Below are 11,839 nucleotides of genomic sequence, written 5' to 3' on the forward strand. Positions count from 1 at the left end.
GACAGCCCGTGGCCGGCATCCCCTCAGCGGAGGACACCCCCGCTCCCCGGGACGCCGTCGCGGCCCTCGCCGGCACGACGCGGCCCTACCTGCTGGGGGTGCGCCACCACAGCCCCGCCCTGGCCGCGGTCGTCCCCCGGCTGCTGGACGCGGCGCAGGCCGAGGTGGTCTGCGTCGAACTGCCCGCCGACTTCCAGCCGTGGATCAGCCACCTGGCCGACCCGCGCACGGAGGCACCGGTGGCCCTCGCCGCAGCCGGTGCCGACGGGCACCTCGGGTTCTACCCGTTCGCCGACTTCTCCCCGGAACTGGCCGCCATCCGCTGGGCCCGGGAGCGGGGTGCGCAGGTGCTCTGCTGCGACCTCCCGCTGTCCGACCCGGGATGGTCCGCCGACAGCGCCCGCCAGGACAGCGCCCGGCCCCCCGGTGCACCCACCTCACCCACCGCCCCCGCAACCGCCTTCGCCGACGGGCTCGCCGCCTCCGCGACCGGGCGGGACGGGGACGACCTGTGGGACCGGGCCGTCGAGGTGCGCGCCCCCGGCTGCACCCCCGAAGCGGTGCGCCGCGCCGCGCTCGGAGTCGGCTGGGCGCTGCGCAGGGACGCGGAGAGCTCCGGAACCGTCCCCGCCACCGACCTGGCTCGCGAGGCACACATGCGTCGCGTGCTCGGCCGTGCCGCGGCCGACGGCCGCCGCGTGGCCGCCGTGATCGGCGCCTTCCACGCACCGGCCCTGCCCGCCCCGGTGACCGCACCGGAACCCGGTGGTCACGACGGCCCCGAGCCGTCCCCCGCCGCCGGGCCGACGCCCGGTGAGCCGTCCGGGGAGCCGCCCGTCGAGCCGTCCGGCGGTTCCGGAGCGGCCGGCACCCCGCCGGGCAGCCCCGGCCCGGCCCCCGTCACCTCGCTCGTCCCGTACGCCTTCAACCTGCTGGACTCCCGCTCCGGCTACCCCGCCGGCATCCGTGACCCACGCTGGCAGCAGGCGGTCCTCACCGCGGGCGGCGATCCGGGCCGAATACGCGAGGCGACCGCCCGAACGATCACCGCCCTGTGCCGCGAACTGCGCACGGCCGGACACCCCGCGGGCACCGGTGAGGCCGTGGAAACCCTGCGCCTGGCCTGCGACCTCGCCCGGCTGCGCGAGCTGCCCGCACCCGGCCGGGGCGAGCTGCTGGAGGCGGTGACCACCGTCCTCGGCCAGGGCGAGGCGCTCGGCCGGGGGCGGGCACTGGCCCGTGCGCTGGAAACGGTGCTCGTCGGGGCCGGCCGGGGCCGCACCGCACCCGGAACACCCCGCTCCGGGCTCGGCCCCTCGGTGGAAGCGGAACTCGCCGCCCTGGGCCTGCCCTGCCCGGACCACCCCGAACGGCGCGAGGTGCGCCTCGACCCGCTGCGCTCCCGCCTCGACGGGCGGCGCGAAGTCCTGCTCCGGCGTCTCCAGGTCTGCGGAGCGGGCTACGCCGAGCCGGACGACGTGGCCGGCACCGGAGAGGCGACCGCGCTCACCACCCGGTGGCGGCCGGCCTGGACCCCGTCCGTCGCCGCCCTGCTCGATCTGGCCGGCGTCCGCGGCGTCACCGCCGCCCAGGCCGCGGCCGGCACCCTGCGGGAAGCCGGCCGCCGGGCCTCGGCCGCCGGCGGCCCCACCTGCGCCGAGCTCCTGCACAGCCTGCGCGCCGCGGCCCGGTGCGACCTGCCCGAACTGGTCACCGACCACCTCGGTGAAACCGCCGTGCTGCTCCCGTCCGCCGCCACCCTCCCGGAACTGCTGGAGGCCCATGAGCTGCTGGACGCGCTGGCCCGGGAACACCTGCCCGGCACCACCCCCACGAGCCGGCTCCAGGCCTCCGAACTGGCCGCCACCCTGCTCGAAGCCGCCGTCCGCGCGCTGCCCGGGCTGGCCGGCAGTGACGAGCCGAACGACGCCGCGGCCCTGGTCACGCTGACCGCGCAGGCCGGCGAGCACCGGCTCGGGCTGCGGATGGAGGAAGCGCTGGCCACCCTGGCCCGCACCGGCTCCCCGCTCGTCCAGGGCGCGGCCCTCGCAGCCCGGGTCCTGCTCGACCTCGACGACCCGGGCACCCTCGGGGCGCGCGCCGCCGGATGGATCGACACCGCCACCGGCCCGGACAGCCGTCACCACCTGACCCGCCGGCTCACCGGGCTGCTCACCGCGGCCGGCCCGCTGCTCCGCGCCGCGCCCGCCGCCCTCGGCCCCCTGCTCGACCGCGTCGACTCCCTCAGCGACCGCGACTTCCTGGACCGGCTGCCCGCGCTCCGCGGCGGGTTCGACACCCTCACCCCGACCGGGCGCGACCGGCTGCTCCGCACCGTCACCGAGCGGCTGGGCGACCGGCCCGACCTGACCACGGCCGCCCCGCCGGAGCTGCTCGCACTGTGGGCCGCCGCCGATGCCGCCGGGGCGACCGCGGTGAGCCGGCTGCGCCTGCCCGCCGCAAGCACGCCGGAGACAGCGCCTGCCTCCGCGGCGGCCCCGGCCGCAGAGGTTGCGGCAGCCCCCGCTGCCCCCGCTGCCGGGACCTCCGGGTCTGCCACCCCGGGCCCGGACCCCAGCACGGAGCCGGGCGCCGCGCGGCCGGCCCACGCGAGTCCGCACCCGCGCCGACTGGGCTCCGCGGACCGGTGGCGGCTGCTGCTGGGCCGGGAGGAGGAACGGCTGCCGGAGCAGACCCGCCGCTACGCGCACGCCCTGGACGAGCTGTACGGGGCCGGCCACGGCGAAGGCGCCGCGGACTTCGGCACGGGGGCCGGTGGCAGCGGCGGAAGCGGCGGCGGCCGGGAACGCTCCTTTCCCTCGGCCCGTGACTGGGCCGGGGAACTCGAAGCCCTGTTCGGGGATGAGGTCCGGGAGGAAGTCCTCGCCCGGGCCGCCGGAACCGGCCGCACGGACGTGCTCACCGAGCTGGACCCGGACACCGTACGGCCCTCGGTCGAGCTGCTGACCTCAGTGCTCTCCCTGGCCGGAGGGATGCCCGAGCAACAGCTCGCCCGGCTGCGGCCCCTGGTCCGGCGGCTGGTCGACGAGCTGTCCCGCGAGCTCACGACCCGGCTGCAGCCCGCCCTCACCGGCGTCGCCACCCCGCGTCCCACCCGGCGGCCCGGCGGCCGGCTCGACCTCCCCCGCACCCTGCGGGCCAATCTCGCGCACGCCCAGCGGCTCGACGACGGCCGGACCGTCGTCGTGCCGGAGCGCCCGGTGTTCCGCACCCGCTCGAAGGAGCAGGCCGACTGGCGGCTGATCCTGGTGGTGGACGTGTCCGGGTCGATGGAGGCATCCGTCGTCTGGTCCGCCCTCACCGCCGCCGTCCTCGGCGGCGTCCCCACTCTCTCCACGCATTTCCTCGCCTTCTCCACCGAGATCATCGACCTGACCGACCGGGTCAGCGACCCCCTGTCACTGCTCCTGGAGGTGCGGGTCGGGGGCGGCACCCACATCGCGGCCGGGCTCGCCCACGCCCGTTCGCTGATCACCGTGCCGAGCCGCACTCTCGTCGTGGTGGTCAGCGACTTCGAGGAAGGCGGGCCGCTGGGCGGCCTGCTGAACGAGGTCCGCTCGCTGGTCTCCTCCGGCGCGCAGCTGATGGGCTGTGCCGCGCTGGACGACCGGGGAACGCCGCGCTACTCGGTGCCCGTCGCCCGGCAACTCGTCGCAGCGGGCATGCCGGTGGCCGCCCTCAGCCCGTACGCTCTCGCCCGCTGGGTGGGCGACCGTCTCCGTGGAGAAACCCGTTGACCACCTCGCCGGGCCAGAGCCCCGCCGTTCCGTTCCCGCCGGTCGCCCCGGACGTGTTCGCCGCAGCCGTGGAGGGCCTGTCCTCCCGGCTGCGCAAGCGGCTCGACGCGGCGATCGAGCGCTGCGCGACCGCCCCCGCCGGCGCCGCCGACGACGACGGCACGCTGAGCATTCACTACGGCGAGGACGCCGTGGTCACCCTGGCCCCGGGCCCCTCCGGCGCCATCAGCACCGACCAGCAGGCCCGGTGCACCTGCCTGCTCGCTCCCCACTGCCTGCATCGCGCAGCGGTGCTCGGGGCCTGCCCGGTCGCCGGCCCGGACCCGGCGGCCGACGCCGGGCCCGGCACGGTGCCCGTCCCGGTAGCCGGCCCGGACTCCCCGGCCGACGGCACCCGTTCGCGGCTCGAGTCCGCCACCGGTGAGGCCGCCGACGGAGGACCCGCCGGGACCGGCACCACCGGCGCTCCGCCGCCCGGCGCCGAGGTCGCCCCCGGTCCCACCCCCGTACAGCAGAAAGCGGCGGCCGGGCTGTGGTCGGCGGCAGCGGCAGTGCTCGCGGCCGGGGTGCCCGCCGCGGGGGCGGTGCTCCAGGCGGACCTGCTGCGTGCCGCGCACAGCGCCCGGCTGGCCGGCCTGCACCGGGCCCAGGACGCCGCCCTGCGCACCGTCCGCGGCCTGCGGAGCGCCCGGGCCCGCGAGGACAGCCACCGGCTGGCTGACCTGGTCGACGCGTTGCGGGAACTGCTCCTCACCGCCGGGCCGCTGGCGGCGGCCGACCCCGACCCGGCTCTGCTCGGTACCGCTCGTCGCGGCTACCGTCCGGGCGGCAGCCTGCGGGTGCACGGCGTCTGCCGCGAACCGGTGATCAGCGCCACCGGCTATGCCGGGGTGGTCACCCACCTCCTCACCGACGACGGGCGCTGGCACTCCGTCGCCGATGTCAGGCCCGGCGGCCCGGCCCGGGCCGGCGGAGCCGCCACCGCCCCGGTCGCCCTCGGCGAGAGCGGCCTCGACCATCGCCGGCTCGCCCGGGGCGGCCTGCTGGTCACCGGAGCGACCGTCTCGCCGAACGGGCGCCTGGGTTCCGGCCGCGGTGTCCGGGCCACCCCGCTCTCCGGCCTGTCCTGGTCCTCCGGCCCCCTGGCCGCCCTGTTCGCGCGACCGCTGGCCGAGGCGGTCACCGAACGGCTCACCGCGGTGCCGGAAACCGGTGCGGACGAGGACGGACGCGCCCGTGAACCGGTCGGCTGCGACCTGGTCATCCTGGGTCCGGCGGGCGATCACGTGCTGGCCCGCGAACTGCGGTCCCCCCTCGCGCCCGGTTCCGCCGTACCGCCAGGACCCTCCGCAGAGGGCTCAACGGGGGACGGAACGGCAGCGGTCGCGGCCGACGGCCCGCTGATCCGGCTGCTGCCGGCCCACGGCCATCCCGCTCTCGCCCACACCGCCAACCTCGGACGGCTCGCGTCCCGCCCCGGCCTGCGGGTCCGGGTGGTCGCCCGGCTCGTGCCCGACCGGGCCGCCGCCCTGTACCCGCTCGCCGTGGGCCCGGCGCCGGGTGCCGGGGCGACCCTGCGCCTGCCCCCGGAGTGGGCGGGCTACGCGGATCTCGGATACGACCGGTTGCAGGGCGAGCACCTCCCCCCGCCGGGCGGCTGTCCCCCCGGAGACACAGCTCCTCCCGGAAACACAGCGACGCGGACATCGTCCGATCCCCTCGCCTCCTCACCGCTGTGGCGGGTCCGGCGCCTGGTGGAACTGGCCGTCGCCGGAGGCCGGCGGGCCGTCGCCGGGCCCGCACGCGGCAGTGACCCGCGCGCCGACTCCGCGGCGCTGCACCGTACGGGCTTCCGGACGGCCGCGGAGCTGGCCGCACACCTCAGCTCGCTGGCCGGCCACCGCCCCCGGGACAGCTTCGGCAGGCTCAGCACCGGCGACCCCGGTCCGTACGCGGCTGCCTGGCTCGCCACCGCCGTGCATCTCGCCGGCGCCGAACAGGCCCTGATCCGGGCCACCTGGCAGCTCCCGCAGGCACCTGCCGGCCGGGGACACCCCCCGGCGGAGCCGGCCTGACACGGGACGGTGCGGCCCGGTCGGCCGATAGCCGGGGCCCGGTAGCCGGTAGCCGGGGCCCGGTAGCCGGTAGCCGGGGCCGGGGCCGACGCGCGGGGGCCGGCGGTCAGTGCTTGCCGGCCTCCACCGTCACGCCGCCGCTCCCGTCGGGCAGCACCAGGGCCGCGCCCTCGGCGACCGCGTCGACGATGCCGCGTACCGCCGCGTCCAGGTCTGCCGGGCGCGGCATGGGCGGCGGCGTCCCCGCGACCGCCCGCCCGGCGAACCCGGTGTCCAGGTGCGGCAGCCGGGCGTCGACCACCGCCACCCGGCGTCGGCGCTGCTCACCGCGGACAGCCGTCAGCCAGGCGCTCAACGCCGACTTGGACGCGCAGTAGGCCGCCATGCCGGGCTGGGGACGGTCCACCACGACGCCGGTGACGGCAGCCACCGCGCCCGGCCCGGTCAGCAACGGCAACGCCCCGCGCAGCACAGCCATCGGGGCGAGTGCGTTGACGGCGCACAGGTGCTCGGCCACGGCCTCCGGCACCTCCTCCGCCGGGCCGAACGCCACCACTCCGACAGCGGTCAGCACGGCGTCCAGCCCACCCAGCTCGCGCTGCGCCCAGCCGGCGAGCGCCGCGCAGGCGTCGAGGTCGTACGCCTCGAAGCGACGGGCCGGGCAGTCTCCCAGCGTGCGGGCACGCTCGGCCAGCCGTTCGGCGTCCCGCCCGGCCACCGCCACCGAGGCCCCGCGGGCCGCGCACGCGCCGGCCAGCGCGCCGCCGATGACCCCGGTGGCCCCGGCCACCAGAATCCGCGAACCGTCGATCTCCATGAACGCCTCCTCACGCACCAGCATCCCCCCGGGCCCGGCCGCGCCCGCGCAGGCGCGGCCGGGCGGTGAGCCGCCTGCCGCGCCCCGGGCTGAAAGGCCCCTGCGGGGGCACCACATGGCCCCTGCCGCCCAGGCGGGGACGCCGCGAGCATGGCAAGCAGACCGGAGCACCACCCGACGGCAAGGGACGCGGCCACGCACGGCCGGGTCCGCAGGGATGAGGCGGACGATGCACAGGTACGAGCACGGGATGATGACCGGCTGGGGCTGGCTCGGGATGTCGGTCAGCATGCTTCTCTTCGCGGGCCTGATCCTCGTCGCGGGCCTGTTGCTCCACCGCACGCTGACCCGCGGCCTCGACCGCCGCCTCGCCGCGGTGCCCGCGGTCCCCTCCCCCGAGCAACTGGTCGCCGACCGGTTCGCCCGCGGCGAGATCGAGGAGGAGGAGTACCGGCGCCGCCTGACCGCGCTGCGGACCCCGGGCTGACGACGTACGGGACGGGTGGCCGTCGCGCGCCGGGACAGGGCGGGACGGCCGTCGTCGGGACCGGTGCCACCAGGCGTCTCTCGCGCCGGACGGACCGGCACTGCCCGGATCACCGGACACCATCCGCCGGCCCGGACTCGTGCCTCCGGAGGCCGGTGGCCGCGGCGGGCTGCGGCGGGTCAGCGGTCCCGGAGGGCGACGGCGCCCGCGTGGCCGGGACCCACCGCGACGTCGGCGAGGGACCAGCCGTCCGGGCCGGGCGCCGGGCTCTCGGCAGTTCCTACGTAATCCTCCGCCGGCGAGCGCCCCAGCCCGATGCCGAGCCCTTTGAGGTAGGCCTCCTTGCGCGCCCACACGCGGGCGAAGGCGGCCGGCCGCCCGGACCCGGGCAGCGCGGCGAGCTCCTCGACCTCCGCCGGATGCAGCTGCGGCGCGACGTCGGCCACCGTGCCGGCTTCCGGCACTGCCTCCACATCCACGCCCACCGGCACCGCTGCGAGGGCGAGCAGGGCGAGGCTCCCGCTGTGGGACAGCGAGAAGTGCACTCCGCCCCCGGCCACGGCCGGTCGGCCGTGCGGCTCCCCGCACCCCGGACACGCCTCCCGTACCAGCCGGACCGCACCGGCCGCCGTCCCCAGACAGGCGCCGAGGAGCCGACGCAGGGCCAGGTGGGCGGCGAGATAGCAGTCCCGGTCCCGGCTCTGACGGAACGCCGCCGCCCGGCGCTTCTCCTCTGCGTCCAGGACCTCCGAAGCGAGCCTGGCCACTGCTGCCGCCTGCGGTCCGGACCGCACCAGCCACAGCTGCGGCGGCTCGCCCACGGCGGGAAGCGGGATCCGCCCGGTCGGCACCTCGGGATCGAACTCGCCGGGAACGCGTATCACAGCCCTGTCCACGCACTCAGGCTAAGCGGCCCCGATGTCCGGACCGGCAGCCACCTCCCCCTTCACCTGCTGCCCGGTCGGTGCGGCAGGCCCGGTCGGTACGGCAGGCACGGCACCGTGTCGCTCATCCCGGATGCGGCCACGGGTTGGCGGTGCAGGTGTGGCCGGTCCGTTCGCTCGTCAGGGACTTCGTCTGCTGCATCATCACCGGTGCCGGAGCGCCCTCGGCCGGACAGTCGTGATGGTTGTACCCCAGCCGGTGGCCCACCTCGTGATTGATGAGCATCTCCCGGTACCCCCGGATATCCCCCGAATAACTCTCCGCACCCTGCGCCCATCGCCAGGCATTGATCAGCAGACGCTCGGTCAGCGCCGAATCACAGGACACGTTGCTCACCGTCGTGTCCAGGCCCGACTTCGCACACCATTGTGCCGTCGTCCCCGGACTGGCCAGCGTCACCACAAAATCGTGCTCACCCGAGGAAACCCGGGCGAAGCCACGCTCCCCTTTGTTCCCCCAGCTTCGTTCATCCCCCAGTATTCGATGCACCGCCGCTGCGAACATCTCCGGGTCGACCGGCAGCCCTTCCTCGACATCCACCCGGTAGCGCACCAGTGTCCGCGCCTCCGGGTCCGTGAGCGCGGAACTCCCCGCCACCGGCCGCAGCGTCCCCGAACCCACCAGGTCCGGATCCAGCCGGAACGTCGCCCCCATCACCTCGTCGAGGTCCCCCGGACCGGTGGCGCGGTCCCCGTCGGTGTCCTCGTCCGCCCCGGTACCGCCGCCGAGGCCCCCGCCGTCCAGCATCCGGTCGGCCACCACCAGTGCGCCCACGGTGACCAGCGCCAGCCCCAGGGCGAGCGGGGCGCGTCCGGGCCACGCACGTCTTCCCCGGGCCGGAACTTCCGGGAAGCGGAACGTCCGGTCCTCCGGGGGAAGGAACAGCGCTCCCCCGCCGCCCGGCCTCTCCCGATCCGCCGTCCCGCTTCCGCCGCACTGCCGGTGGTCCATCGTGTCCCCTCTCGTCCTGCGTGTGTCTCCACCGCGGGGACGACGTCCCGTCCCCGCGGAATACGGCCGGAAAAGGAGCCGCCGCGCAGGGGTGAAGAGATTTCCGCGTCGCAGTGCTCCATTCGAGTGCCCCGGAAATTACGGTGCGGATTTCCCGGGCACAGCGCAGCGAGTGCCCCGGAAGGGTCGTCACATGCCGGAGAGACATCAAGAAAAGAACTGAAAGCAGGCATTTCCCCGTAAGGTACCGCGCCCACCACCCGACCGGCTGAATGTGTGCGTGCCGGCCGTCCGCGCGGGGCGGCAGCGGTGACGGTCCGGCGGCGGTCCTCACTCCCCGACGGGGACGGCGGTCACCACGAGATTGCTCTGATAACCGCCCCGCTCGGGATCGAAGGTCCCGGTACAGGTGATGAGCGTGAGCACCGGGCTGCCGTCCCGCCGGAAGATCTCGTCCGGCAGCGCGTCCTTGGGATGCACTTCGCGTGCGGTCACCTCGTACGGGACCGGCTCGTCCTCCTCGCGGGCCACGGTGACCCGGTCCCCGGCGCGCACCGAGTAGAGCGCCGCGAGCGCCCCGAGGTCGCCGGTGCGGGAGTCGACGTGGCCGACCACCACGGCGGAGCCGGTGTCCGAGCCGGGCACCGGGCCGAAGCGGTACCAACCCGCCCGGGCGGCGTCGTCCGGGACCTCCACCGTGCCGTCCGCCTCGACCCCCACCGGGTCGATGCGGGCGTCCAGGCCGACGCGGGGCAGGCTGAGGCGGACCGGCTCGGGCAGGGCAGCGGAAGCGCTGTCGGCGGATCCCGAGGAGAGCCCTCCTGCGGAGGGGCCGTTGCCGGGACCGCCGGGTGTGGGGTTCCGCTCCTGCTGGAGCGCCGGGTCCGGCCGGCTGCCGAACCCCTCCGGTTCCGCGCCTCCCGGCGGGCGCACCAGGAGAGCGAGCAGAAGCAGCACGCCGAGCAGGGCGGTCAGGGCGAAGACGGTGATCCATCCGTGCCGTCGCAGGTGAGCCATGCCGCTCCCTTCGGTGTGCGGTGTGCCGGCCGGGCCGGAGTGTTCCCGGACGCGGTGGTCGGCCGTCCGGCCCCGAGGGGAACCGGGGTGAGGGCCGGACGGCCTGCCCCGGCCCGGACGTGACGTCCGGGCCGGGGCGGCTCGGTGGGGGAGGCGGACGGGCCGCGGTGGGTCAGTGCTGTTCGGCCCGGCGGCGCACGACCAGCAGACCGGCGAGCACGGCTGCGGCAGCCGCCGTACCGGAAGCGGTCCACGCGGTCAGGGCGGTGGTGGAGTTGGTGCCGGACATGGTGCCGATCTCGCCGGCGTCCACTCCGTCGGGGGCGGAGTGCAGACCGCTGATCGTCTGCACCTGGAGGGCGAGCGTGTCCTCCTCTGCGCTGCCCCACGCATAGACGATGGTGTTGGTGCCCTCGGCGATGTCGAGGTCGGCCGGGCCGAGCACGACGTCCTCGGTGCCGGCGAGCGTGACATCGGCCGAGACGGTTCCGGCGGGCAGGTCGGCGCTGATCTCGTCCGGGTTCTCCAGGCCCTCGAAGACCGGCTCGCCACCGGCCCGGACGTCGACCGCGGGGGCCGCGGCCACGTGGCGGACGGTCAGCCGACCGTCGCCGGCGGCTGTCTGGGACGTGTCGTTGACGTAGGCGTTGAGCTGCGGGTCGCCCTCGGCGGAGAGGTGGGCGACCACGGTGGCATTGTCCCCTGCGGACACGTCGACCGTCTCCTGCAGGGCCGGGTCGGCCTCATCGGGGTCGGCGCCCGCCTCGAATATCTCGAGGTCGTAGCTGCCCGGCTCCAGGTCCAGCGGATCCGTCAGCGTGCCGGGCTGGAAGTCCGGTATGAGCTCGTCGCCGTTGGCGTACACATCGACGCTGAGCCCCGGGACGCCGTGGAAGACGGACACCGTGGCGGTGTCGGCGTCGTGTTCCGCTGCGCCGGCCGGTACAGCCAGGGACAGGCCGAGCGCACACGTTCCGACGCCTGCGACGAGGAGCGCTGCACTGCGGGAGTTCTTCATGGGATTCCCCTTTGCGGTGATTCCACGGAGATGTGGAGCTTCACCCTCATATTCCGGATATGTTCTCCAGGTGGATGCAGTGCCGACGGGCTTTTTTCGTCGGTCCGTGCCGCGCACCCGGCGGCAGTTCCCACTCAGCGGTCGGCCGCCACCGCCTCCAGGCCGCGGCGGAGCTGGTGCAGCCCCCGGCGGGCATGGCTCTTGACGGTGCCGAGCGGCATCCCCGTCCGCTCAGCCGCCTGCGCCTGGGTCAGATCGTCGAAGAACACCAGCCGCAGCACGCGCTGCTGGTTCTCGGGCAGCTTGGAGAGCTCCTGGGCCACCAGCACCCGATTCAGTACGGCCTCCGCGTGCTCGGTGCCGGCCGAGGACGGTTCCTGCCGGACGCCGGCCGCTCTGATGAGCTCCCGGCGGCGGGCCCGGGCGGCGAGGGCGTCCGCTATCTTGCGGCGGGTGATGCCCACCAGCCAGCCGGCGAACGGCCCACGCTCCGGACGGTAGCCCTGCCGCCCCCGCCAGGCCGCCAGGAAGACCTGCTGGGTGATGTCCTCCGCCTCCCGCTCATCCCCCAGTGCCCGGTAGGCGAGGGAGTGGACCAGGCCGCCCCACTGCCGGTAGCCGGCGGCCAGGGTCTTCTCGTCCTCGAAGAACCAGACCTCCGCGGGTCCCCCTCCCCGCTCCTCGAGAACATCCGTACCGAGGCCTGAGCCGGAGGGTGCGGGCGGCAGCGCCGCCGATCGAACGGGCCGACGAGTCACGAAATCCACGACG

At 75.9% G+C, this 11,839-nt stretch carries 9 protein-coding genes; 3 read left to right on the forward strand and 6 right to left on the reverse strand.

Going from position 1 to position 11,839, the window contains the following annotated elements; genetic code table 11:
- The first annotated feature begins 17 nt into the window (after positions 1-17).
- Both PJ985_RS00835 and PJ985_RS00840 read left to right on the forward strand, forming a co-directional pair.
- Entirely contained in the window at positions 18-3,758 is a 3,741-nt protein-coding gene (locus PJ985_RS00835) for a vWA domain-containing protein (protein ID WP_271682047.1), read from the forward strand.
- Positions 3,755-5,833 carry a hypothetical protein gene (locus PJ985_RS00840; protein WP_271681515.1) on the forward strand — a complete coding sequence of 693 codons (2,079 nt, stop codon included), beginning with the start codon at positions 3,755-3,757 and terminating at the stop codon, positions 5,831-5,833. The genes PJ985_RS00835 and PJ985_RS00840 overlap by 4 nt, the downstream gene beginning before the upstream one ends.
- Positions 5,834-5,939: 106 nt before the next feature.
- Here the strand turns inward: PJ985_RS00840 and PJ985_RS00845 are convergent, their stop codons facing one another.
- Positions 5,940-6,650, reverse strand: a complete 711-nt coding sequence (locus PJ985_RS00845) for an SDR family NAD(P)-dependent oxidoreductase (protein WP_271681516.1) — start codon at positions 6,648-6,650, stop codon at positions 5,940-5,942.
- A gap of 229 nt (positions 6,651-6,879) precedes the next feature.
- Here PJ985_RS00845 and PJ985_RS00850 point away from each other — a divergent pair, with 229 nt between their 5' ends.
- Entirely contained in the window at positions 6,880-7,137 is a 258-nt protein-coding gene (locus PJ985_RS00850) for an SHOCT domain-containing protein (protein WP_271681517.1), read from the forward strand.
- A 179-nt stretch (positions 7,138-7,316) separates the two neighbouring features.
- Here PJ985_RS00850 and PJ985_RS00855 read toward each other — a convergent pair whose 3' ends face one another.
- The 5 genes from PJ985_RS00855 to PJ985_RS00875 form a co-directional block, all read right to left on the reverse strand.
- Positions 7,317-8,033 (reverse strand): 4'-phosphopantetheinyl transferase family protein, encoded by a 717-nt coding sequence (locus tag PJ985_RS00855; RefSeq protein WP_271681518.1) that lies wholly within the window; start codon positions 8,031-8,033, stop codon positions 7,317-7,319.
- 112 nt (positions 8,034-8,145) lie between these two features.
- A complete protein-coding gene (locus PJ985_RS00860; protein WP_271681519.1) occupies positions 8,146-9,033 on the reverse strand; it encodes a DUF3152 domain-containing protein in 888 nt (295 codons plus the stop codon).
- Between the two features lie 330 nt (positions 9,034-9,363).
- Positions 9,364-10,050: a class F sortase gene (locus tag PJ985_RS00865; protein ID WP_271681520.1), complete on the reverse strand. Its 687-nt coding sequence runs from the start codon at positions 10,048-10,050 to the stop codon at positions 9,364-9,366.
- Positions 10,051-10,222: 172 nt separating this feature from the next.
- Positions 10,223-11,068, reverse strand: a complete 846-nt coding sequence (locus tag PJ985_RS00870) for a DUF4397 domain-containing protein (RefSeq protein WP_271681521.1) — start codon at positions 11,066-11,068, stop codon at positions 10,223-10,225.
- Between the two features lie 134 nt (positions 11,069-11,202).
- Positions 11,203-11,826, reverse strand: a complete 624-nt coding sequence (locus tag PJ985_RS00875) for an RNA polymerase sigma factor (protein WP_443033386.1) — start codon at positions 11,824-11,826, stop codon at positions 11,203-11,205.
- Positions 11,827-11,839: the final 13 nt, after the last annotated feature.

Origin of the sequence: Streptomyces sp. ACA25 (genome assembly GCF_028200735.1) — a bacterium.
Lineage (GTDB): Bacteria > Actinomycetota > Actinomycetes > Streptomycetales > Streptomycetaceae > Streptomyces.